The sequence below is a fragment of the Halobacterium rubrum genome (assembly GCF_021729015.1).
GTDB classification, from domain to species: Archaea; Halobacteriota; Halobacteria; order Halobacteriales; family Halobacteriaceae; genus Halobacterium; species Halobacterium rubrum.
Genome location: NZ_JAJQQZ010000003.1, coordinates 256744 through 278439, shown reverse-complemented (window position 1 = coordinate 278439; position 21696 = coordinate 256744). Strand labels below are relative to the sequence as shown.

22 protein-coding genes are annotated in these 21696 nt (G+C 70.1%); 12 read left to right on the top strand and 10 right to left on the bottom strand.

Translation table 11 applies throughout. The features are described from left to right. The first annotated feature begins 42 nt into the window (after positions 1-42). Genes LT971_RS12845 through LT971_RS12835 form a run of 3 tightly spaced genes read left to right on the top strand, consistent with a single transcriptional unit; the run spans position 43 to position 5520 of the window. Positions 43-2253, top strand: a complete 2211-nt coding sequence (locus LT971_RS12845) for a PrkA family serine protein kinase (RefSeq protein ID WP_237007562.1) — start codon at positions 43-45, stop codon at positions 2251-2253. Continuing rightward, positions 2244-3551: a YeaH/YhbH family protein gene (locus LT971_RS12840; protein WP_237007338.1), complete on the top strand. Its 1308-nt coding sequence runs from the start codon at positions 2244-2246 to the stop codon at positions 3549-3551. Before LT971_RS12845 ends, LT971_RS12840 begins: the two co-directional genes overlap by 10 nt. Further along, positions 3538-5520 (top strand): SpoVR family protein, encoded by a 1983-nt coding sequence (locus tag LT971_RS12835; protein ID WP_237007337.1) that lies wholly within the window; start codon positions 3538-3540, stop codon positions 5518-5520. Before LT971_RS12840 ends, LT971_RS12835 begins: the two co-directional genes overlap by 14 nt. Before the next feature lie 126 nt (positions 5521-5646). Here the strand turns inward: LT971_RS12835 and LT971_RS12830 are convergent, their stop codons facing one another. Further along, on the bottom strand, positions 5647-6093 hold the full coding sequence (locus tag LT971_RS12830) for a universal stress protein (RefSeq protein WP_237007336.1): 447 nt from the start codon (positions 6091-6093) through the stop codon (positions 5647-5649). A 91-nt stretch (positions 6094-6184) separates the two neighbouring features. On the opposite strand from LT971_RS12830, the gene LT971_RS12825 reads away from it, so the two are divergent. Continuing rightward, positions 6185-6886 carry a DICT sensory domain-containing protein gene (locus tag LT971_RS12825; RefSeq protein WP_237007335.1) on the top strand — a complete coding sequence of 234 codons (702 nt, stop codon included), beginning with the start codon at positions 6185-6187 and terminating at the stop codon, positions 6884-6886. Positions 6887-6932: 46 nt separating this feature from the next. After that, the gene (locus LT971_RS12820) at positions 6933-8165 is read left to right on the top strand and encodes a metal-dependent hydrolase family protein (RefSeq protein ID WP_237007334.1); all 1233 of its coding nucleotides are present in this window, start codon (positions 6933-6935) and stop codon (positions 8163-8165) included. On the opposite strand, the gene LT971_RS12815 is transcribed toward LT971_RS12820, so the two are convergent. Then, a complete protein-coding gene (locus tag LT971_RS12815; protein ID WP_237007333.1) occupies positions 8156-8458 on the bottom strand; it encodes a hypothetical protein in 303 nt (100 codons plus the stop codon). The genes LT971_RS12820 and LT971_RS12815 overlap by 10 nt on opposite strands. Positions 8459-8562: 104 nt before the next feature. Here LT971_RS12815 and LT971_RS12810 point away from each other — a divergent pair, with 104 nt between their 5' ends. Further along, positions 8563-9192 (top strand): cyclase family protein, encoded by a 630-nt coding sequence (locus LT971_RS12810; RefSeq protein WP_237007332.1) that lies wholly within the window; start codon positions 8563-8565, stop codon positions 9190-9192. Positions 9193-9212: 20 nt separating this feature from the next. On the opposite strand, the gene LT971_RS12805 is transcribed toward LT971_RS12810, so the two are convergent. Next, a complete protein-coding gene (locus LT971_RS12805) occupies positions 9213-9443 on the bottom strand; it encodes a DUF8142 family protein (RefSeq protein WP_237007331.1) in 231 nt (76 codons plus the stop codon). Between the two features lie 260 nt (positions 9444-9703). Here LT971_RS12805 and LT971_RS12800 point away from each other — a divergent pair, with 260 nt between their 5' ends. After that, the gene (locus LT971_RS12800) at positions 9704-10000 is read left to right on the top strand and encodes a hypothetical protein (protein ID WP_237007330.1); all 297 of its coding nucleotides are present in this window, start codon (positions 9704-9706) and stop codon (positions 9998-10000) included. 48 nt (positions 10001-10048) lie between these two features. Beyond that, positions 10049-10510, top strand: a complete 462-nt coding sequence (locus tag LT971_RS12795) for a DUF7112 family protein (RefSeq protein ID WP_237007329.1) — start codon at positions 10049-10051, stop codon at positions 10508-10510. Positions 10511-10542: 32 nt separating this feature from the next. Here the strand turns inward: LT971_RS12795 and LT971_RS12790 are convergent, their stop codons facing one another. After that, on the bottom strand, positions 10543-12498 hold the full coding sequence (locus tag LT971_RS12790; protein WP_237007328.1) for a sensor histidine kinase: 1956 nt from the start codon (positions 12496-12498) through the stop codon (positions 10543-10545). A 4-nt stretch (positions 12499-12502) separates the two neighbouring features. After that, complete coding sequence (locus LT971_RS12785; protein ID WP_237007327.1) at positions 12503-13087, bottom strand: response regulator; 585 nt, start codon at positions 13085-13087, stop codon at positions 12503-12505. 321 nt (positions 13088-13408) lie between these two features. Between LT971_RS12785 and LT971_RS12780 the strand changes: the two genes are divergently transcribed. Next, positions 13409-14386 (top strand): transcription initiation factor IIB, encoded by a 978-nt coding sequence (locus tag LT971_RS12780; RefSeq protein ID WP_237007326.1) that lies wholly within the window; start codon positions 13409-13411, stop codon positions 14384-14386. 206 nt (positions 14387-14592) lie between these two features. On the opposite strand, the gene LT971_RS12775 is transcribed toward LT971_RS12780, so the two are convergent. Next, positions 14593-15147, bottom strand: a complete 555-nt coding sequence (locus tag LT971_RS12775) for a DUF1684 domain-containing protein (RefSeq protein WP_237007325.1) — start codon at positions 15145-15147, stop codon at positions 14593-14595. An 82-nt stretch (positions 15148-15229) separates the two neighbouring features. Here LT971_RS12775 and rtcA point away from each other — a divergent pair, with 82 nt between their 5' ends. Then, complete coding sequence (gene rtcA / locus LT971_RS12770) at positions 15230-16243, top strand: RNA 3'-terminal phosphate cyclase (protein ID WP_237007324.1); 1014 nt, start codon at positions 15230-15232, stop codon at positions 16241-16243. 65 nt (positions 16244-16308) lie between these two features. On the opposite strand, the gene LT971_RS12765 is transcribed toward rtcA, so the two are convergent. The 3 genes from LT971_RS12765 to LT971_RS12755 form a co-directional block, all read right to left on the bottom strand. After that, positions 16309-16779, bottom strand: coding sequence for a carotenoid biosynthesis protein (locus tag LT971_RS12765; protein ID WP_237007323.1), 471 nt, complete (start codon positions 16777-16779; stop codon positions 16309-16311). Positions 16780-16845: 66 nt separating this feature from the next. Next, positions 16846-17748 carry a DUF7261 family protein gene (locus LT971_RS12760; RefSeq protein ID WP_237007322.1) on the bottom strand — a complete coding sequence of 301 codons (903 nt, stop codon included), beginning with the start codon at positions 17746-17748 and terminating at the stop codon, positions 16846-16848. Between the two features lie 32 nt (positions 17749-17780). Then, the gene (locus LT971_RS12755) at positions 17781-18659 is read right to left on the bottom strand and encodes a DMT family transporter (protein ID WP_237007321.1); all 879 of its coding nucleotides are present in this window, start codon (positions 18657-18659) and stop codon (positions 17781-17783) included. Positions 18660-18735: 76 nt separating this feature from the next. Here LT971_RS12755 and LT971_RS12750 point away from each other — a divergent pair, with 76 nt between their 5' ends. Next, positions 18736-19662, top strand: coding sequence for a ketopantoate reductase family protein (locus LT971_RS12750; protein WP_237007320.1), 927 nt, complete (start codon positions 18736-18738; stop codon positions 19660-19662). Positions 19663-19671: 9 nt separating this feature from the next. Here the strand turns inward: LT971_RS12750 and LT971_RS12745 are convergent, their stop codons facing one another. Beyond that, positions 19672-20301, bottom strand: a complete 630-nt coding sequence (locus LT971_RS12745) for a DUF6663 family protein (RefSeq protein WP_237007319.1) — start codon at positions 20299-20301, stop codon at positions 19672-19674. 195 nt (positions 20302-20496) lie between these two features. Between LT971_RS12745 and lhgD the strand changes: the two genes are divergently transcribed. Next, a complete protein-coding gene (gene lhgD / locus LT971_RS12740) occupies positions 20497-21696 on the top strand; it encodes an L-2-hydroxyglutarate dehydrogenase (RefSeq protein WP_237007318.1) in 1200 nt (399 codons plus the stop codon).

The following is a 21696-nucleotide window of genomic DNA, read 5'->3' as shown; positions in this document are numbered from 1 at the left end:
GCGCGGGCGGACCGCACGCTGCGGGACGCCTACGACGAGCCGATGAGCCTCGCCGAGTACGTCGACCGGGCGTTCGAGGAGCCGCTGGCGGCCGCCCACGCCAGCCGCTACCTCCTCGCCGCCATCGAGAGCGAGGGTACCCGGGAGGTCGTAGAGAACGGCGAGCAGTTGCAGCGCTACCGGTTCTTCGACGACCCGCACAACGACGGCGAACACGCCGTCCTCGGGAACACGGCGACGCTGAACGCGTTCGTCGACGACCTGCGCGCCATCGCCGCGGGCCGGGGGAAGGCCGAGACCATCCTCTGGTTCGCCGGGCCCACCGCGACGGGCAAGTCCGAGCTGAAGCGGTGTCTCGTCAACGGCCTCCGGGAGTTCTCGAAGACCCCGGAAGGCCGACGCTACACCGTCGAGTGGAACATCTCGGACGCCGAGCGCGGGCCGGGCCTGACGTACGGCGAGGACCCCGTCGACCGGGAGGACGACTGGTACGAGAGCCCCGTGCAGGCGTCGCCGCTGTCCGTGTTTCCCGCCGACGTGCGGAAGGAGCTGCTGGCGGACCTGAACGAGCACCGCGAGGAGACCGACGAACTCCGTGCGGACGCGGACCTGCCGCCGTTCTCCCGGGAGGCCTACGAGTACCTCGAGGAGAAGTACCGCCGCGAGGGCGTCGAGGACCTGTTCGCGGCCGTCACGGACCCAGAGCACCTGCGCGTCAAGAACTACGTCGTCGACCGCGGACAGGGCGTCGGCGTGCTGCACTCCGAGGACGCCGGCAGCCCGAAAGAACGCCTCGTCGGCTCCTGGGTCGCCGGTCTGCTCGGCCAGCTCGACTCCAAGGGCCGGAAGAACCCGCAAGCGTTCAGCTACGACGGCGTGCTATCGCAGGGCAACGGCTGTCTGACCGTCGTGGAGGACGCCAGCCAGCACGCCGACCTGCTGCAGAAGCTGCTGAACGTCCCCGACGAGCGACGCGTGAAACTCGACAAGGGCATCGGGATGGACCTGGATACCCAGCTGGTCGTCATCTCGAACCTCGACCTGGAGGCCCACCTGAACAAACACGACGACCGGCAGGGCTTCGACCCCCTGAAGGCGCTCAAACGCCGGCTGTCCAAACACGAGTTCGGCTACCTCACCTCCGTCAGCCTCGAGGCCCAGCTGCTCCGCCGGGAGCTGACGGGCGACAACGAGGTCTGGACGGCGACCGACCCGGAGGTGCTGGCCGAGCGCACCCGGGAGCCGGTCGCGGTGTCGGTCCGCGACGAGGACGGGCCCACCGAGCGCGAGCTCGCACCCCACGCGATCGAGGCGGCGGCGCTGTACAGCGTCGTGACGCGCCTCGACGGTGAGGACCGCCCGGAGGACCTCACGCTCGTCGAGAAGGCGCTGCTGTTCGACAGGGGGTACGTCGGCAGCGGCGAGGACCGGCGGGAGGCCAGCGAGTTCGACTTCGACGGCGGCGTCGACGGCTCGAACGGCATCCCCGTGACGTACACGCGGGACGTGCTCGCGGACCTCCTGCACGACGACGCCGACCGCACCCACCCCGGCCTCCCCGTCGAGCGCGTCGTCACGCCCGGTGACGTCCTCGACGCGATGGTCGACGGGCTCAGGACTGCGCCGGTGTTCTCGGACGCCGAGCGCGCAGAGTTCGAAGATCGGCTGGCTGGCGTGGAGGCACACCTCCACGAGCGACAGGAGAGTGACGTCCTCGAGGCCATCCTCTCCGAGGAGGGCGCAAGCGAGTCCGAGGTCGAAGAGTACGTCGACAACGTCCACGCGTGGGCGACCGACGACACCGTCGAGAACGCCCGCGGCGAGCAGGAGGCGCCGGACGCGCTCGCGATGCGGCTCTTCGAGACGGAGACGCTGGGGCGGTTCGACGACGACGACTACCTCGGGAACGAGCCCGGCGAGTCGGTCCGCGAGTTCCGCGAGGACACCGTGATGACGGCGGTCACGCGGCACGCGTGGGAGCACCGCGACGACGAGTTCCACGCCCACGACGTCGACCTGTCGACGGTGCCGGTGCTGCGGGACGTGCTCGCGGGCAACGACTGGGACGACGTCGAGCGCGTCCACCCGGACTTCGACCCCGCACAGTGGCCGGACCCGCCGGAAGGCACCGAGACGGCCGCCGTGAAGGAACGCGCAATCGAGTTCCTCGTCGAGGAGCGCGACTACTCGCCGGCCAGCGCCGAACTGGCGTCCCGTACCGTGGTCGCGGAGGTGGCCGACGGATGGGGCTGAGAGAGGACCTCGAGCGGTTCCGCGAGGTCGGCGAGCAGCGCCGGCAGGACCTCGCGGAGTTCATCCAGTACGGCGACCTCGGCGGCAGCGGGCCGGACTCGGTCCGCGTCCCCATCAAGCTCGTCGACCTCCCGGAGTTCCAGTACGACAAGCTCGACCAGGGCGGCGTCGGTCAGGGCGAGGTCGAGCCCGGCGACCAGGTCGGCGACCCCGAGGAGGGCGACGGGGACGGCGACGAGGCCGGCGAGGAGGGCGCCGACCACGAGTACTACGAGATGGACCCCGAGGAGTTCGCGCAGGAACTCGACGACCGCCTCGGCCTCGACCTCGACCCCAAGGGGAAGAAAGTCGTCGAGGAGACGGAGGGCGCGTTCAACGACACCGCCCGGCGCGGCCCCCGGGGCACGCTGGACTTCGCGCACCTCTACAAGCAGGGGCTGAAGCGCAAGATCGCGATGGACTTCGACGAGGAGTACGTCACGGAGGCGCTGCGCGTCGAGGGCTGGGGGGTCGACGAGGTCTACGAGTGGGCGCGCGAGCAACACGTCCCCGTCTCGCGGGCGTGGCTGAAAGAGCAGGCCCGCACCCTCGCGGGCGACACCGACCGCTGGGCGTCCATCGACGAACTGGAAGCCGAACTCGACGCCGAACCGACGAAGACCCGCATCCGGCGGGGCGGCGCCGGGAAGGTGCCGCTGCGGCGGGACGACGAGCGCTTCCGCCACCCGAAGATCGTCGAGCGCCGCGAGCGCAACGTCGTCGTCGTGAACATCCGGGACGTCTCCGGGTCGATGCGGGAGGCCAAACGCGAACTCGTCGAGCGCACGTTCACGCCGCTGGACTGGTACCTCACGGGGAAGTACGACAACGCCGAGTTCGTCTACATCGCCCACGACGCCGAGGCGTGGGAGGTCGAACGCGGCGACTTCTTCGGCATCCGCTCCGGCGGCGGCACCCGCATCTCGACGGCCTACGAACTCGCCGAGGAGGTCCTCGGTGACTACCCGTTCTCGGAGTGGAACCGCTACGTGTTCGCGGCCGGCGACGGCGAGAACAGCCACGACGACACCGAGGAGAACGTCATCCCCCTGATGCGGGAGATCAACGCGAACCTCCACGCGTACGTCGAGACCCAGCCCACCGACGGCGTCCAGACGGGCACCCACGCGGGGAAGCTCCGAGACGCCTTCGGCGAGGGCGACGGCGTCGCCGTCACCACGGTCACCGAGCCCGGGGACGTGATGGACGCCATCGAGACCATCCTGAGCACCGAGGAGGACACCGATGACGAGACCTGAGCCAGGCAAACAGACGGCCGCCAGCGAACTCGCCGAGCCGGCCCGGGAAGCCAACGCGCTCGCCCGGAAGCTCGGCCTCGACCCTTACGACGTCCAGTACTGGGTCGTGGACCACGACGAGATGAACGAACTCATCGCGTACGACGGCTTCCAGACCCGCTACCCGCACTGGCGGTGGGGGATGAAGTACGAGAAGCAACGCAAGCAGACGCAGTTCCTCGGCGGGAAGGCCTTCGAGATCGTGAACAACGACGACCCGTCGAACGCCTTCCTCCAGGTGAGCAACGAACTCGCCGACCAGAAGGCGGTCATCACGCACGTGGAGGCCCACGCCGACTTCTTCAGCAACAACCGCTGGTTCGGACTGTTCGCGGGCGGCGACGGCCCGAACGCGGCGGCGATGCTGGAGCGCCACGCGAACCGCGTCGAGGAGTTCCTCGAGGACCCCGACGTCGGCCGGGAGGCCGTCGAGCGGTTCGTCGACACCGTACTGACCATCGAGGACAACATCGAGTACCGGCGGGCGTTCGAGCGAGACAGCGAGGGCAGTGATCCGGAAGCGCTCTCGGAGACGCTGGCGTCGCTGGGCGTCAGCGAGGAGGTCCGCGAGGAGGTGTTCACCGAGACGTGGCTGGACGAGGTCGAGGCGGTCGACGACGACGTCCGGTTCCCCGAGGAGCCGGAGTACGACCTGCTGGCGTTCCTCCGCGACCACGGCCAGGCGTACGACGACGACGCCGGGAAGGCCGTGGCGTTCGAGGACTGGCAGCGCGAACTCCTGGAGTTGCTGCGCCGGGAGGCGTACTACTTCGCGCCCCAGCGCACGACGAAGGTGATGAACGAGGGGTGGGCGGCGTACTGGGAGTCGATGATGATGGGCGAGGAGGCGTTCGCGGCCGCCGAGGAGTTCCTCGACTACGCCGACCACCAGGCCCGCGTCCTGAACAGCCCGGGGTTCAACCCCTACAAGCTCGGGAAGGAGCTCTGGGAGTACGTGGAGAATCGCGCGAACCGCCGCGAGGTCCTCGAGCGCCTGCTCCGCGTCGACGGCGTGACGTGGCGGAACTTCCACGACACGGTCGACTTCGAGGCGGTCGCGAACGCACTGGAGCCGCCGGACGCGCTGGCGGCGGTCGACCCCGACGACCTCGACGCAGTCGAGAGCCTGCCGGGCGAGTACGTCGACTTCGGTGCGCTGGCGGCCGCCCGGGAGCGCGATATCGACGTCGAACAGTACCCCTGGAAGCTGTTCACGTACGAGGGGCTGGCGCGCCGGCACTACTCGCTGGCGAAACCCCAGTACCGGGGGTTCCTGGGGCGCGTGACTCGCGACGAACTGGAGGGCGTGAGCCGGTACCTCTTCGACACGGACCGGTACGCGACCGTCGGGGACGCGCTCGACGACGTCGAGTTCAGCGCGGGCTGGGACCGGATGTACGCCGTCCGGGAGAGCCACAACGACGTGACGTTCGTCGACGAGTTCCTCACCCAGGAGTTCGTGGACGCCAACGACTACTTCGCGTACGAGTTCAGCCAGACCCGGGGCGACTTCCGGGCGACCAGCACGGACGCCGCGGACGTGAAACGCAAGCTGCTGTTGCGGTTCACGAACCTCGGGAAGCCGACCATCGCGGTCTACGACGCGAACCACGAGAACCGCGGGGAGCTGTTGCTCGGCCACGAGTACAACGGCGTGATGCTGGACCTCGAAGAGGCTGAGGCCACACTCGAGCGGCTGTTCGACCTCTGGGGGCGGCCGGTGGTGTTGCACACCGTCACGAAGCGCGTGACGGACGCCGAGCGCAAGCGCGCGCGGCGCAACGACCGGGAGCCCGAACCCGAGGAAGTCGGCCTCGAGTTGCGGTACGACGGCGAGGAGGTCGAGCACACGGAGCTCGACTGGGGGACCGTCGAGCATCTGGCCGCCGACGACCTCGACTACGACACGAAGCCCGACGAGTGGCTGTGAGGGCTGGCAGGCGACGCTCGCGACGTGCACTCCCGGCCGTGCGTCGCACTCCCGCGAGGCGGCCGGGAGCTGTCTTCAGGTCACGACGGGAGTAGTCCCACCCTGTGGGATGAACTTCGGGGAGAATCAGGTCGTGACGACGGTGACGGCGCCGTCGAACTCGAGGATGATTCGCTGGGTGACGTCGCCGAAGATGGCCTTCCCGGTCGGGGAGCGCTTGCGGCCCGCGACGAAGATGTGGTCGGCGCCAGTGGACTCGGCGAGCTCGAGAATCTCGTCGCCTTTCTCACCGACGCGACCGACGGACTCGGTGTCGATTTCGACGTCCGAGAGCACGTCTCGCCCGATGTCCTTCGCGAACTTCCGGGCGCCGTCCTGGGCCTCGTCGATGGTGTAGTTGACGTCGATGTCGGGGATGCTCGCCATCGACTCGCGGCGCTCGCTGTACTCGTCTTCGGTGGTGACGTGCAGGAGGACGAGTTCCGCGTCGACACCGGCGGCCAGCTCGCCCGCCTCCCGTACGAGTTCCTTCGCCGAGTCGCTGGCTTCGACGACTGCAATCGCTCGGTCCATACTCCGGACGGCTCGGCCTGCGACCATAAAAGGTGGGGCGACTCCCTGGATATGAACAACGCATTTGTAGGGGAAGGGAGAAGTGTCGCTGATGAGTCTCCGGCACCTGATGGCCGAAGTACGGGGCCGCGAGAAGACACTCACAGTGTACGCGCCGCGCGACGCCGACGTCGTGTCGGCGGTGCGCGAGTACTTCGCCTCCCAGCACGTCGCCATCGAGCACGAGCACACGGACGAGAACCCGCGGGCGGTGCTGTTCGACGGCGACGACGAGCTGGCAACCGTCGACGCCGGCGCGCTCCGGGAACTGACCTCCAGGGACCTCCACCGGGTCGGCGACGAGGCGCCGTACAGTCCGCTGCTGGAGCACCTCGACGGGACGACGTTCACGTCCTACGACCGCCGCCAGATGACGATGGCGTCCCGGGAGATCGAGGACCGGGCGTGGCGCGCGAACAGTGGCCAGCTCCACACGGGCTTCCAGCGGCTGTCGAACGTCCGCAAGGAGCGAGACACGTACGAGCAGCTGGCGGAGTGCGACCTCGACGTGCACGTGTACGGGGTGCCGGACGTGGACCTCGGCGACCCGCCGTTCGCGGTACACGGCCGGGACGCCGAGGAGCTGTCCCTGACGTGGTTCGTGCTGTTCGACGGCGGTGGGAACCGCGAGCAGTCGTCGGCGCTGCTGGCCGAGGAGCGCGAATCGGGCGGCTTCTACGGGTTCTGGACGTACGACCCGGACCTCGTCGAGCGCGCGCTGCAGTCGCTCGAGGGGTACCGGCGGCCGGCGTGATTGCGGGGGCGCCAACGCTTTTCTCCCGGGCGGCCGACCGACCGGTATGCGAGTGTTCGACGCGGGGCGGCTGGTAGACGGGCGGCGCGACGAGGCTATCGAGGACGCACGACTGGTCGTCGACGACGAGGACGGCAGCGTGGCGGCCGTGGGGCCGCGAGAAGACGTCGAGGCGCCGGCTGGCGCCGACAGAGAGTCGCTCCCGGACGCGACCGTCGTGCCCGGGTTCGTGGACGCGCACGTGCACCTGCAGGGCGCGCGCTCGATGAACATCGAGAACTGGCTGGCGACGCCTGACTCGGAGGCAGCGGCGCGAGCGACGACGGACCTCCGTCGGCTGGCGGACGCCGGGTTCACCTCGGTCCGCGACCTCGGGAGCTCGGTGGGGCTGGGGCTCCGGGCGGCTGTCAGCGACGGCGAGGTGAGCGGGCCGCGCGTGTTCACGAGCGGCCGCGCCATCTCGCAGACGGCCGGCCACGGCGACGTCCACGGCGTCTCCTACGAGCGCGTGGCGGACGGGACGCCGCTGTCGACGCTCGCCGACGGCGAGGCGGAGTGCCGAAAGGAGGCGCGCAAGCGGCTGCGGGAGGGCGTCGACTGCCTGAAGATAATGACGACGGGCGGCGTGTTGAGTCAGCGCGACACGCCGGACGTCCGGCAGTTCAGGGACGCGGAGATTGCGGCGATGACGACGGAGGCCGACCGCGTCGGTGTCCAGGTGGCGTCACACGCGCAGGGCGCAGCCGGAATCAAGGCGGCGCTGCGCAACGGCGTCGACACCATCGAGCACGGCTTCCACCTCGACGAGGAGGGGCTGGAGCTGCTGGCCGAGCGGGACGCGACGTTCGTGCCGACGCTGGCCATCATGCACCGCATCACCGAGCGCGGCGACGAGCATGGCGTCCCGGAGTGGGGGCTGGAGAAGTCGCGGGCGGCCCGCGAGGCGCACCTCGACGCCGTCGAGCGCGCGTACGAGGCCGGCGTCCCGGTCGCGGCGGGCACCGACTTCATGGGGCCGGCCCTGGTGCCCCACGGCGAGAACGCCCTCGAGATGGAGCTGTTCGTCGACGAGGTCGGGATGACGGAGATGGACGCGTTGCAGGCGGGGACGCGCGTGGCGGCTCGAACCCTCTCTCGGGACGACGTGGGGACACTCGAACCTGGGCAGTGCGCCGACTTCGCGGTGCTGTCTGGGGACCCGCTGGCGGACATCTCGGCGGTTCGGGACGTCGAACAGACGTACGTGGACGGCCGGCGGGTCGACGGCGACTACTCGTAGGCGCGGGTCCGCCACGCCGTCCCCAGCGCGATGCAGAGGACGACCACGCCGTAGCCAGCGACGACCACGACGGAGCTCCGGCCGGCGGCGTGGAAGCCGGCGAACGCCAGCGTCACGACGCCGAACGCCGTCAGTGACGCAGCGAGCACGACAGACAGCGAAGCCGGGTCGCTGGCCGTCTCGGCGTCGTACAGGGGAACTTCCGTCATCGAGCCGGCACGGTACAGCACCCACCCGCCGGCGAACAGCGCCACGGCCAGCGCGGCGTACGGGAGGGCAGCGACCACGTCCATACGCATGCCTGCGGCAGGGCCGGCTTAACGCTTACTGCTGGTCCCAGTTCGTTCGACCGCAGCCGTCCCAGGGATTCAGGGGGTGCGGGCGCGTCGGTGGTCGCGTGCGCGACCTCTCACACGACCTGACGTCCGGCCAGCCGTACCCCGGCGACCCGCCGGCGTCGGTGACGCCACACGCGGCGATGGCCGAGGACGGGTACCGGGTGGCGGCACTCGCCTGCAGCACGCACTCGGGGACGCACGTCGACGCGCCCAGCCACCTCCGCGAGGACGGCGCCTCGCTGGGCGACTTCGACGTCTCGGCGTTCAACTTCGACGCCCACGTCGTCGACTGCACCGACGTCGGTGACCGCGAGCCGATTCGCGCCGGGCGCGTGCCGGCGAAGCCGGATGCCGACCTCGTCGTCTTCAACACGGGCTTCGCGGGCCGCTGGGGCGACGACGACTACTTCGACCACCCCTACCTCGCCGCCGAGACTGCCGAGCGCTGCGCCGACGCTGGCTGTGCGGTGGGGCTAGACGCCCCCAGCGTCGACCCGACGCCGACTGCTCGCGCGAGCGACGGCGAGCCCTCGGGCTACCCAGCCCACCACGCGCTGCTGGCGGCTGGGCTGCCGATTCTGGAGAACCTGCGGAACCTCTCTGGGCTCCCCGTGCGTGTCGTCGTCCACGCGTACCCACTGCCAGTCGACGCCGACGGCGCGCCCGCTCGCGTCGTCGCCGAAGCGTGAGCTGACTGGGAGTGGTCGTGTTACTCGTCGGCCATCCCGCGGTCGCGGATGAACCCGGATTTGAACGCAATCCAGCCGAGCACGCTGATGAACAGAATCGGCGGCAGGATGACGAACCCCCACAGGGGGTTCAGGCCCCACTGGAGGAGGAGCACGACGTCCGCGAGGCCGAGCAGCAGGAACGGCAGAATCGCGAGCCCCGCCTGTTTGCGGCTCCCCGAGCCCCCTTCGGTCGGCGTCGGCGCGTCCATACCCGTATCTTCGAGGGCCACCAGCAAAAGCCGTCCGACTCTGCGCAGCCGGTCGGGGCCGAGACCCATATCACATTGCGTATGCCGCCCTGCGCCGCGTCGCCCTCGCGAGCCGCCACAATTTTTCACGTTCGACGGGTCGAACGCATCGGTCTGTCAGCCGGGCCGTCTGGTCCGTCGTTCGTTTCCAGTTTGTAACCCGGAACGGGCGCGAAAGTCGGCCCAGCCCTCTTCCGGCTGGCGCTACAGTGACTGACTCGATGGCACTGTTCGACTCGGAGACCGCGACGGAGGCCGACTCCGAACTAGTTCGCGGGTTTCGAGGCGCAGTCAGGTTCGGGGAACAGTACGCACTGCCGCTCAAAGTAGCCGCAGTCTTCGCGTTCACGACGGCGCTCGGGCTGGGGTGGCACTCGGTGGCGACCCAGCAGTTCGGGAACAACATGAGTGCGATACTCGTCTGGTTCTCGGTCGTCTTCGCCACGTTCGGCGGGGTTCTCGGCGGCATCATCAAGCTCTGGGCGGCCGTCCAGCAGCGCCGCCACGGGTTGGAGTAGCGGTCCCGGACCGCGAGCGTTTTGCCCGGCGGGCTCCCAGTGTCGGGCGTGACCGAGCACGTAACCCACGAGAGTCTGACGTCCGTCGTGGGCACGGTCGACCGGGCGGGCGGCACCCGGCGACGTGAAGTCCGCCTGCCGACGGACGGTGAGGCGTCGTTCCCCGTCGGCGACGTGGTTCGCGTCGTCGTCGACGGCAGCGAGTATCGGGCGCGCGTCGACCGTACGGCGGACGGCACGCCGGTGTTCCGCGGGGCGTACGACACGCCGCGGCTCGCTCGGGACCCCGGCGGTGCCGACAACCGGCTCGGCGAGTGGGTCGACCGCGAGGGACTGGAGGCCGGCCGGTCCGTCCACGTCGACGTCGTCGAGCCCGAGTTCGTGTACGGCCTGCGGGCGCCCGGTGCGGACGCGACCTACCAGTCGCGCGGGCAGCCGGACGACGGACTGGCGGACATCGCTGCCTCCCTCCACGAGAACGACGACGAAGAAGACGAGAGCATCGAGTGAACGGCCGGTAGCGGCGGTGGCCCGAGGGCTGGTCAGTCGAACGTCGTGATGTCGGTGACTTCGAAACGCGCGCCGCCGCCACCGTCCTCGCCGTCGGTCGGGACGGCGGCGACCTGCCAGTCGTGGGCTTCGGCGATCTCCCGGACGATGGCGAGCCCGAACCCGGTGCCGTCCTCCGTCGACGTGAAGCCGCGGTCGAAGACCGCGTCGTGGTCGCCGCCCGGAATACCCGGCCCGTCGTCCTCGACGTAGAACCCGTCGGGGAGGGTGCCGACGCGCACGGACACCGCGTCGCCGCCGTGCTCGACGGCGTTCCGGAAGAGGTTCTCGAAGAGCTCCTGGAGCCGGCCGGGGTCGGCGTCCACGTGCACGTCGCCGACGTCGTAGTCGACTGCGGCTTCGGGTGCGTCGATCGACTCCCAGGCGTCGGCGGCCACTTCGCCGAGCGCGACGCGCTCGGTCTCGTCGACGAGCCGGCCCTGCCGGGCGAGCGCGAGCACGTCTTCCACGAGCGAGTTCATCCGGTCGAGGGCGTCGCTGGCTCGGTCGAAGTGTTCCTCGTCGCCGGTCTCCCGGGCGAGCTCGAGGCTGCCCTCCGCGACGTTCAGCGGACTGCGGAGGTCGTGGCTGACGACGCCCGCGAACTGGTCGAGGCGCTCGTTCTGGCGTTCCAGCTCGCGCTCGCGTTCCTTGCGCTCCGTGATGTCCCGGATGGACGCCAGCACGGCCGGTTCGCCCTGGTACGTGATGACCGTGGTGGAGAACTCGCAGTGCCGAACAATGCCGTCCGGCCGCCTGATGCGCGCCTCGAACGTCTCTCTGTCCCCGACGGCTGCTGTGCCGCCGTCCGTCCGCGTGAGCTTCTCGTGGTCGTCTGGGTGGACGACGTCGCGGACGGACGACCCGAGGATGTCGTCCTCGCTGCGGCCGAACAGCTCCGTTCCCCGGTGGTTCACGAACTCGTAGCCGTCCTGCTGGTGGATGGTGACGGCGTCGTGGCTCTGCTCGATGAGCGTCCGGTACTTCTGTTCGCTCTCCCGGAGCGCCTGGTCGGACCACAGGCGGCTGAGCGTCTCCCCGACGTGGGACATGAGGAGTTCCGCGAGTTCTGCGTCCCGCTCGGAGAACGCGCCCTCGCGTTTGGCGGCCGCCTGGAACACGCCGACCTCCCGGATGGGGACGCTGAGCACCGACCGGTAGGCGTCGTTCGCGGGTTCGGCTTCCTCGTAGGTCGCGACGTCGTCGACGATGACTCGCTCGTTCTCCTGGTAGGTCTGTCCGGCGACGCCCTCGTCGTCGGGACGCTGGATGGAGTCCTCGGAGTCCAGTCCCGTCGAGAGCGCGACCGGCACGAGGGAGCCGTCGCGGGCGACGTCGATGCCGCAGATGTCGAAGTCGAGGATGTTCTCCGCGGCGTCGATGGCGAGGTGGTAGATGGACTGCTCCTCCTCGCAGCCGACCATCTGGGCGGCGATGCTGTGCAGCTTCCGGAACTGGCGGCGTTCGACGGCGAGCTCGGCGTCGAGGTCGTCGCGCGCGGCTTCGGCGTCGAGCTTCCCGGCGGCCAGCGCGACGGTCCCGCCGAGGTCGAGCAGCGGGTCCGTGTCCTCCCACTCGACGGCCTCGCCGTCGGCGTGCTCGTCGTCGTCGTCGTCGTCGTCGCCAGCCGCGCCGTTCCCGCCGTGCTCGGCCGAGAACGCGAGCGTGCCGTGGCGGTTGTCGCTGTCGGTCAGTGGCACGTGCAGTTCGACGCCAGTCGGCCCGTCGACAGTCTCGACGGCGTCGTCCGGCGGTGGCGACGCCGGCGGGTCCGGGTCGTCGATGCCTGCGGCTGCCAGCACGCCCTCGTCGTGTGCTCCGTACACGTACGCGTACGCTGACCCCGCGTCGACGACTGCACGACACACGTCGTCGTGCAGGTCGGTGACACGGTCCGCATCGTGTGCGGCCCTGCGAACGGTCGAGAGGAAGCGTCCTTGTCGGTCCATTCGGTCAGTCGCTGCCCGTCTGCTCGTTGGGCAGGTCGCGGAACGCCACCCGGAAGTCGTCGTGACCGAACTCCGTCACAGTCTCGTTGATCTGCGCGCGGAGGTCCTGAATTCGGTCCACGAGTTGCTCGTAGGAGTCGTCGAGGGTGACGCTGCCGTCCTCGGACTCGGATTCGAGGAGGGCGCGCTTGGACATCAGCGAGTACAGCTCCTGGAGTTTGTCGTCGTACTCCATGCGGTCGAGTAGCGTCTCGACCGTGCTCTGGAGGTCATCACGGTCCACGGGCTTGAGGAGGTACTCGTCGAAGCCGAGTTCGACGACGTCCGTGCTCGGTCGGACACCGGTGACCATCGCGACGCGGCAGTCGTACTCGGCCTGCCGGATTTTGCCGAGGACGTCCTCGCCGGAGAGGCCGGGCATCCGCCGGTCGAGCAACACCACGTCGACGCTGCCGTCCAGCGTCTGGAGGGCAGTGGAGCCCGTCGTGGCCGTCTCCACGTCGTATTCGTCGGCGAGCCAGGCGGCGTAGACGTCTGTGAGTGCTTCGTCGTCGTCCACCACGAGCACCTCGGCCCCTTCGTCAGTCATGGAACTGGTCGTTCGAGTGAGTGTCCGAGCGGCCCAGTTAAAGGTTTCTCCCTAGTTCTCAGTTCGCTAGGTGCGGGAGCCACGACTGCGGAATACAACCCAGCGATAAAGATAAAAGGCTTTCGCTGTCCCGGGGTTACCTACCGGTAATCGTTAGGCCACCCAAAAAGCCGAGTCAACGACCGTGACAGACTCCTTGAGTCCGGTTTTCCGCATGTGAACGAGGCACAATATCGCGAAAGATTTAAATACTTGTCGCTGTTACTTTGCATCACAACGAGTCGGGCGAGGAGACGGTTGTCGCCCGACACTTCCACCATAATGAGTGACAGCACAATCCGAACCTACAGCAGCGACCAGCGCCAGACAGAAGACGAGTCCACGGTATCGACCACCGACGAGGACGTCCTGACCTGCCCCGAGTGCGGTGGGCAGGTCGTCGACGACGAGGAGCACGGCGAGTCGGTCTGCGTCGAGTGCGGACTCGTCGTCGAGGAGGAGGGCATCGACCGCGGGCCCGAGTGGCGCGCGTTCGACTCCGCCGAGAAAGACCAGAAGAGCCGCGTCGGCGCCCCGACAACGAACATGATGCACGACAAGGGGCTGTCGACGAACATCGGCTGGCAGGACAAAGACGCCTACGGCAACTCGCTGTCCAGCAACCAGCGCCAGAAGATGCAGCGCCTCCGCAAGTGGAACGAGCGCTTCCGCACGCGAAACAGCAAGGAGCGCAACCTCAAGCAGGCGCTCGGCGAGATCGAACGCATGGCCTCCGCCCTCGGCCTCCCGAAGGAGGTACGCGAGACGGCGTCGGTCATCTACCGCCGCGCGCTCGGCGAGGACCTCCTGCCCGGCCGCAGCATCGAGGGCGTCGCGACCGCAGCGCTCTACGCGTCGGCTCGGCAGCTCAACACGCCGCGGTCCATCGACGAGGTCGCGAACGTCAGCCGTATCGACGCGATGGAGTTCAAGCGCACGTACCGGTACATCGTCCGCGAGCTCAACCTCGAGGTCGCGCCCGCCGACCCCGCGCAGTACGTCCCCCGGTTCGCCAGCGAACTCGACCTCCCCGACGAGGTCGAGCGACGCTCGCGGGAGCTCCTCGAGAACGCCCAGAAGGACGGCGTCACGTCCGGAAAGTCGCCGGTCGGCCTCGCCGCGGCGGCCATCTACGCGTCCAGCCTGCTCACCAACCACAAGGTGACCCAGAGCGAGGTCAGCGACGTCACCGACGTCAGCGAGGTCACCATCCGGAACCGCTACCAGGAGCTCCTGGAGGCGACCGAGGCGGCGGCCTGAGTTCCGGCAACGACGTTCTTCGAACTCGCGTCACTGCGTCGGAGTAGTTTTTGACCGCGCCCCCGACAGCCGAGACCAGCGGCGCGTAGCGACGCACGCGCCGACATCGGAACAGCAGCAAGAGTAGTGACGGGCCGGCGCCGCCCGTGCTGTGGGCGGCCTCTGCCTCGGTCAGGGGTAGTGCTGTGGGCGGCCCCCTATCTCGGTCAGGACTGGTCGTACGCGCGCTCGCCGGCTTCGACGCGGACGGGCACGTGGTTGTCGTGTGGTGGCAACGCACACGCGAAGTTGTCGCTGTACGCACAGAAGGGGTTGTACGCGAGGTTGAAGTCCAGCGCCACGCGGTCGCCGTCGCTGGCGTCGCCCGGGTCGACGTCGAGGTAGCGGCCGCGGTGGTAGGTCTCGTGGTCGTTCGTCGGGTCCGTGAACGGGACGAAAAGCGTGTCCTCGCCCTCGACGTGGAACGCCGTCAGCGTGTGGTGGTCGCCGTCGAGGTCGAAGCCGAGCACGGCGGCCCGCGTGTACTCGGCGGGCGGCCCCTTCGTCGTGTCCAGCTCGACCGTTTCGCCGTCGTTGGCGGTTCGGTACCGAGCGCTGACCCGGAGCTCGGGGTCGGGGGGAAAGTAGTCGAGGCTGTCGAAGTCCGCTCGGTCGCCGGGCGGAATCGGTGACTGGTCGTGGCTGGCGAAGAAGTCGTCTTTCTCCGCCCGGTAGTCGTGGACGCGCTGTCGCCACGCGTCCTCGTCGAAGGCTTCGTCCATGCGTGTACGCACTCGGTCGACCCCCCTAACTGTGGCGGCGCGGACGGACACCCTTTTGACTGGTCCGGTCCCTGGTTTAGGTATGCACGTTCTCGATGGGAGTTCCGGTGGCGGTCAGCTCGTCCGCACTGCGTTGACGTGTGCGGCGGTCTCCGGGGAGCCCTTCCGGATGCGGTACGTGCGGCGCGCTCGGTCGAACCCTGGGCTGCAGGCCCAGCACTGCGCCGCCGTAGAGGCTGTCGCCGACATCTGTGACGCCGCGACAGACGGCGTGGAGGTCGGGTCCGAGGCATTCACGTTCGAGCCGCGAGTGGCCGCCGAGGAAGCCGACGAGGAGGAACCGGTGCTGGGCGGGTCGACCAGCGTCGAGGTCGGGACGGCGGGCTCGATTCCGCTCGTCTTCGACTCGCTGCTGCCGCTGGCGGTCGCCCTCGAGGAGCCGCTGGAGGCGACGCTGACCGGCGGCACCGACGCGAAGTGGGCGCCGCCGTTCGACTACTTCCAGCGCGTGAAGCTGCCGCTGCTGCGCGAGCACGGGCTGGACGCCGACGTCTCCGTCGCCCGCCGCGGGTTCTACCCCCGCGGCGGCGGCGAGGCGACGCTGACGGTGCGGCCGTCGGAGTTCGACCCGCTCGCGCTGACCGAGCGCGGCTCGCGGACGTCGCTGACGGCGTACTCCGTGGCGGAGGCGTCCCTCGAGGAGGACGAGGTGGCCGAGCGGCAGGCCGCGGCGGCGGCCGAGGACGCGACCCACGAGATCGAGTACGCCGAGGCGGACTCGACCGGGTCGGCCGTCGTGCTGGCTGCCGAGTACGAGCACTCCCGGGCCGGGTTCACCGGGCTGGGTGGGCGTGGCGTCAGCGCCGAGGAGGTCGGCGAGGAGGCCGCCGCGGCGTTCGACGAGTTCGAGGCCGGCGAGGCGGCGGTCGACAGCCATCTCGCGGACCAGCTCGTGCCGGTGCTGGCGGTGGCGGGCGGCGAAGTGCGGGCGCCCGACGTGACGTCGCACGTCGAGACCTGCGTCGACCTGCTGGCGGAGTTCGACTACGACGTCTCCGTCGACGACGAGGGCGACACCGTCCTGCTGTCTGCCTGATTCTGGAGGCTCCGCACCGGGGTCGTCGTAGACTGCTCGCTGGGACTGCGAAGCGCTGCGACCGTTCAGAGGAACGGCGCGGCGAGGCCGGCGGTGGTGGCGGCGACGGCGAGCCAGCCGGCGAAGTTCCACCACGGCACCGACCGGTAGCTCGGGCCGCCGAGGTCGGTGTGGTACGTCCAGTGGCCGTCGGCGACGCCCTGGGGGTCCGTCGCGACGTCGTAGGCGGTCGCGAGGACGGCGGCGAGCGCCACCGCCGGCCAGCCCTCGGCGACGAGCAGCGCGACCCGGTAGGCGACGTAGACGGTGCCGGTCCAGCCGGCGAGGACGTAGAGGGGGACGCCGAGCAGTTTCGGGCCGACGTGGTGTTCGAGCCAGCCGGCCCGAACGACGACGAGTTCCGCGAGGAAGGCGACGACGGCGCCACCGGCGAACAGCGCGACGGTTGCCTCGACTGGCCACGTCACAACTGCGGTGGCGAGCGCGACCGCCCAGAGCGCGAGCACGCTCCCGACGAACGTCCGGGTGTTCGGCATACGCCAGACGGCGACACCGGACGGGCAAAAATCGGTCGGTGGCGGGCGGTCCCAGAGCGGCGGCGGCTACTCCGTCAGTTCGTCCTCGCCCGGGGCGTCCGCCGGAGCGAGCACGACCGGTGACTCGTAGGTCAGCGACGAGCGGTGGACCGTCACGTCGACGGTGGCGCTGTAGATCGCCGGTCGGGTGGTCGCGGCCGCCGTGCTGAAACTCCCCTGCTCGCGGTCGACGAACAGCTGGTAGCGGCCACTCGCCCGCGAGCCGTCGCTGACGGTCACGTCGTAGGGGGTGGTGACGCCCTCGGCGTACGTCCAGTTCGCGACTGCCGAGCCGTTGACCGTGCCCTCTGTGAGGTCGACAGCGACAGTGGCGTCGTCGTGGGTCACGTCGGCGACGACGGTGCCGTCGTCGACCACCGTGACCGTCGCGTTCCCGCTGACGTCCTCGGCGATTTCGACCTGCCAGTCGTTGCCGGAGCCGTCGTCGACCTCGAAGGTCACTGGTGACGACGACGACGGCTCGGCGACGACGACGAACCGCCGGGTGTCGGAGACGCCGCCGGCGACGGTCCAGTCGCTGGCGCCGCCGTCGCTGGTGAAGGTGCTGCTGGCGTCCTGCAGGATGCGAGTGCCGTTCGTGGTCTCGTTCAGTTCGACGGCGGCGATTCGGCCGTCGGCGGCGGCGAGCCGGCTGGCATTCGCGTCCCAGTCGGTGACCCCCGTGCGGAACGCGGCGTCGAGCGTGCCGTAGTCCGTGTCGTCGTAGCGGTTCGTCTCCGCGAGCAGGCCGCCGACGCCCTCCGTGACGGCGCCCTCGTAGGCGAGCGCGTCGTCGGCCGGGTCGGGGTTCCGGGTGGCGAGGTTCTCCGTGAAGACGACGGCGTTGAGGACGAGCGCGAGCGCGACGAACGCGACGGCGAGGCCGAGCGCCGCGACGAGCAGCATCTGGCCGCGCCGGTCCCGTGACATGGCGGGTGGGAGGCTCCGCGCCGGGAAAAACGTTACCGCGCCCGGGCTGTGCTGACGAGGCCGACGCCAGCGCACATGAACACGCCGCCGGCGACGAACCCGGGGCCGAGCGTCTCGCCGAGCAGCAGCGCGCCGAGGCCGGCACCGACCAGCGGCTGCGCGAAGAACGTCGCGGCGACGAGCGTCGCCGACCCGCGGGCGACGCCCCGGTACCAGAGCCACCACGCCGCTGCCGTGCTGGCGAGCCCGAGGTAGGCGACGGCGGCGACGGCGCCCGGGGTGACCGTGACGGTCGCGTCGGTGAACGCGAGCTCGACGGCGGCCGGGACGGCGAGCATCGGCGCGGCGGCGAGCGCGCTGTACGTGGCCGCGAGCAGTGCGCCGTGCTTTCGGACGATGCGGGCGCCGTCGACCGTGTAGGCAGCCCAGGCGGCGCTGGCGGCGAGCAGCGCGAGCAGGCCGACGCCGTCCGCGCCGCCGAGCGCGAGGCCGTACTGGCCGGCGACGACCAGCAGTGTGCCGACAGCCGCCAGCGCCATCCCGGCGACCGACCGGGCCGTGAGGCGTTCGTCGAGCAGTGAGACGCCGAGCAACATCGTGAACGCTGGCGTGAGCATCGTCAGCAGCGACCCCTGGCTGGCGTTCGTTCGGTCGGTGCCGACGAACTGCGTTGAGAGGGTGACGGCTACCCAGAAGCCGAGGCGGAGCACCGCCCGGCGGTCGCGGCCCGAGAGGCCGGGGATGGCACCGCGCGCCCGCAGCGCGGCGTACAGCGCGACGCCGCCGACCGCGACCCGGAGGAAGGCCAGCGTGACCGCTGGTACCGCGACGAACACCCACTTGGAGACGACGTACATGCCGCCCCAGAGCGCGCTGGCGGCCAGCGGCGCGGCGGCGTCGCGGAGCGTCACACGCCCACTGGCCGCTGGCGGTGCTTAGGCCTTCGCGAACCCACCACTATTTGTCCGGGGCGGCGTAGGCGGTGGTATGCGCGTGGTGGTGCAGGGACCGGGGTCGCTGGGGTCGCTCGTCGGCGGGCTGCTCGCGGCCGCCGGTGAGGACGTGGTGTTGCTCGGACGGCCGGACAGCGACCACCTCGACCGGGTGGCCGCCGAGGGGCTCGTCGTCGAGCACTCCGACGGCAGCCAGACGACGACCCACCCGGCGACGGCGACCGACCCGGCGGTCGTCGCGGACGCCGACCTCGTGGTCGTCTGTGTGAAGAGCTACGACACTGAGTCGGCGGCCGAGGGGCTCTCTGGCCACGTCGACGGCACGGACCCGCCCGCCGTCCTGTCGCTTCAGAACGGCCTCGGGAACGTCGAGACGCTCGCCGAGTCTATCCCGACTGGTGTCGTCCTCGCCGGGACGACGACCAACGGCGCGGTCCGCGAAGCGCCCGGTGTCGTGCGACACGCCGGCGAGGGCGAGACGACCGTCGGCCGGTACGCGGGTGAGAGCGACGCGTTTGTCCGCGAGGTCGCCGACACCCTCTCGGCCGCCGGGCTCGGCGCGTCGGTGACCGACGACCCACAGCGTGCGGTGTGGACGAAGGTCCTCGTGAACGCCGGCATCAACGCAGCGACGGCGCTCGCTCGCGTGCCGAACGGCGCGCTCGTCGAACAGGAGACTGGCGAGCGGCTGCTAGAGCGAGCCGTCGAGGAGGGCGCGAGCGTGGCCCGCGCCGAGGACGTCGACGTCCCCGACGACGTCGTCGAACGAGCTCGCGGCGTCGCGGAGCAGACGGCGTCGAACCACTCCTCGATGCGACAGGACCTCGAGCGCGGCTCCCGGACGGAAGTGGAGGCGCTGCACGGCGCGCTCGCCGACCGGGCTCACGAACACGGCGTCGACGCGCCGGTGAACCAGACGCTCGCCGACCTCGTGCGGCTCGCAGAACGAGGCGAGAACTGACGGGTGCGGTCAGTCCCCGGCCGGGTCGACTTCCGACGGCCGGGGGCAGTCGTAGGTGTCGCGGACGGTGTCCGCGAGCACGGAGTCCCGGTGGAGCACGAGGTAGACGACCACGAACTCGTGGTCGATGGGGTCGAAGACGAAGAGCTCGTGGGCGTCGTCGGCCTCCTCGTCGAGCCGGTCGACCAGCGGTTCGATGGGCAGGACGCCGGTCCGGATCTCGTCGAAGATGTCGCGCTGCCCGGACTGCTGGGCGAACGCGTAGACGGCGCCGTTCGGTTCGTTGTCGGTGCTGAACGTCGGGCGGCCGGTGACCCCGACGCCCTCCTGGTGGGCTTCCTCCATCGTCTCGAGGGCGGCCTCGAAGAGCCCGGAGACGCCCCGGGAGAACGTCAGGAGCGTGCGCTTCTCGACGTCGACGGCCTCGAAGCGGGCGTCGCCGTCGCTCCAGGCGAGCGTGGCGTCGACGAGGTAGCCCGGCCGGAGGGCGGCGACGTCGGCGGCGAGATCGCTGTCGGCGTCGTAGCCGTCGGCGGCCACCCGGACTGGTTCGTGGTCCGCGCGGTCCAGCAACAGGAGCCCGTCGCGGTCGGGGGCGTCGCCGAGCACCCGGTACTGGCCGGCCGTCGTGGTCTGCATAGTCGGTGGTAGCGCGGGCGCCGGGAAAAGGTCGTCCGTCCGCTCGCGCTGGCGTGCCTCTGACAGCCGCCGCCGTCACTTCGGGAGGCTGACGTATACGGAGTCGGCTTTCGGAAACCGCCGCCCCGTTTACGACGCGGTTTGACCACCGAGTGGTCCGAAACGTACTCCACGCCGGCGTGCGACGCGGCGAGCATGGAACACGACGTCGTTGTCGTCGGCGGCGGCTGCGTCGGCGTCTCGACGGCCTACCACCTCGTCGGCCGGACCGACCTCGACGTGGCGGTGGTGGAGAAAGAACACCACCTCGCAGCCCACCAGAGCGGCCGGAACTCGGGCGTCCTCCACCCGGGGTTCAACTACGAACCCGGTACCCGGAAGGCCGAGTTCGCGGTCGAGGGCACACGCCGTACGAAGGCGTTCTGCGACGAGCACGGCGTCCCCTGCGAGGAGGTCGGCGTTGTCGTCGCGGCGCGCTCGGAGCCGGAAGTGCGGCGGCTCGACGACCTCGCGGCACAGGCCGACGCGAACGGCGTCGAGGCGACGGTCGTGGACGGCGAGCGACTCCGCGAGCTGGAGCCACACGCCGCCGGTCGCGCGGCCCTGCACTGTCCGGAGGCGGCGTCCGTCGACGCCCAGCAGTACGTCTACGCGCTCGCCCGGGAGGCCCGTGAGCGCGGCGTCACGCTCCACCTCGACACCGAGGTCACGTCGCTGGACCGGACCGCAGGCGGGTACAGCGTCCGCACGGATTCGGGGACCATCCACGCCGACGTGGTCGTGAACGCGGCGGGGCTGCACGCCGACCGGCTCGCGCACTCGGTCGGCGTCGGCGAGCAGTACCACGTCGTGCCGTTCCGGGGGGAGTACTACGAACTCCGGCCCGACCGTCGTGACCTGGTGAACTCGATGGTGTACCCGACCCCGGACCCCGAGTTGCCGTTCCTCGGCGTCCACTACACGCGCCGGACGGACGGCTCGGTCATCGTCGGCCCGAACGCCGTCCTCGCGTTCGGCCGGGAGGCCTACGAGAACACCGACGTCGACCTCGGGGACCTCCGGGACACCCTCTCGTACGGGGGTTTCTGGCGGCTGTTCGGCTCGCCGAAGATGCTGCGCGTCGGCGCCGCCGAGCTCGGCAAGTCGTTCTCGAAAGCCCGGTTCGCGGCGGCCGCCAGAAAACTCGTCCCGGCGGTCACCGAGTCGGACCTCGCACCGAGCTACGCCGGCGTCCGGGCGCAGGTCGTCTCCCGGGACGGCGGCCTCGTGAAACAGCCGGTGTTCGTCGAGGACGACGACCGCGCCGTACACGTCCTGAATGCCGTCTCCCCGGGGTTGACGTGCTCGCTGCCGTTCGGCGACCACCTCGCCGAACGCGTCGAAGCGATGGCGTAG

Bases quoted from the DNA above. Each gene is read 5' to 3' on its own strand.
- LT971_RS12745 (WP_237007319.1), bottom strand. From the start codon at position 20,301: ATGCAGACCACGACGGCCGGCCAGTACCGGGTGCTCGGCGACGCCCCC.
- LT971_RS12825 (WP_237007335.1), top strand. From the start codon at position 6,185: ATGAGTCTCCGGCACCTGATGGCCGAAGTACGGGGCCGCGAGAAGACA.
- LT971_RS12835 (WP_237007337.1), top strand. From the start codon at position 3,538: ATGACGAGACCTGAGCCAGGCAAACAGACGGCCGCCAGCGAACTCGCC.
- LT971_RS12785 (WP_237007327.1), bottom strand. From the start codon at position 13,087: ATGACTGACGAAGGGGCCGAGGTGCTCGTGGTGGACGACGACGAAGCA.
- rtcA (WP_237007324.1), top strand. From the start codon at position 15,230: ATGCACGTTCTCGATGGGAGTTCCGGTGGCGGTCAGCTCGTCCGCACT.
- LT971_RS12760 (WP_237007322.1), bottom strand. From the start codon at position 17,748: ATGTCACGGGACCGGCGCGGCCAGATGCTGCTCGTCGCGGCGCTCGGC.
- LT971_RS12840 (WP_237007338.1), top strand. From the start codon at position 2,244: ATGGGGCTGAGAGAGGACCTCGAGCGGTTCCGCGAGGTCGGCGAGCAG.
- LT971_RS12775 (WP_237007325.1), bottom strand. From the start codon at position 15,147: ATGGACGAAGCCTTCGACGAGGACGCGTGGCGACAGCGCGTCCACGAC.
- LT971_RS12805 (WP_237007331.1), bottom strand. From the start codon at position 9,443: ATGGACGCGCCGACGCCGACCGAAGGGGGCTCGGGGAGCCGCAAACAG.
- LT971_RS12790 (WP_237007328.1), bottom strand. From the start codon at position 12,498: ATGGACCGACAAGGACGCTTCCTCTCGACCGTTCGCAGGGCCGCACAC.
- LT971_RS12765 (WP_237007323.1), bottom strand. From the start codon at position 16,779: ATGCCGAACACCCGGACGTTCGTCGGGAGCGTGCTCGCGCTCTGGGCG.
- LT971_RS12750 (WP_237007320.1), top strand. From the start codon at position 18,736: ATGCGCGTGGTGGTGCAGGGACCGGGGTCGCTGGGGTCGCTCGTCGGC.
- LT971_RS12845 (WP_237007562.1), top strand. From the start codon at position 43: ATGAGCCTCGCCGAGTACGTCGACCGGGCGTTCGAGGAGCCGCTGGCG.
- LT971_RS12800 (WP_237007330.1), top strand. From the start codon at position 9,704: ATGGCACTGTTCGACTCGGAGACCGCGACGGAGGCCGACTCCGAACTA.
- LT971_RS12780 (WP_237007326.1), top strand. From the start codon at position 13,409: ATGAGTGACAGCACAATCCGAACCTACAGCAGCGACCAGCGCCAGACA.
- LT971_RS12815 (WP_237007333.1), bottom strand. From the start codon at position 8,458: ATGGACGTGGTCGCTGCCCTCCCGTACGCCGCGCTGGCCGTGGCGCTG.
- LT971_RS12830 (WP_237007336.1), bottom strand. From the start codon at position 6,093: ATGGACCGAGCGATTGCAGTCGTCGAAGCCAGCGACTCGGCGAAGGAA.
- LT971_RS12820 (WP_237007334.1), top strand. From the start codon at position 6,933: ATGCGAGTGTTCGACGCGGGGCGGCTGGTAGACGGGCGGCGCGACGAG.
- lhgD (WP_237007318.1), top strand. From the start codon at position 20,497: ATGGAACACGACGTCGTTGTCGTCGGCGGCGGCTGCGTCGGCGTCTCG.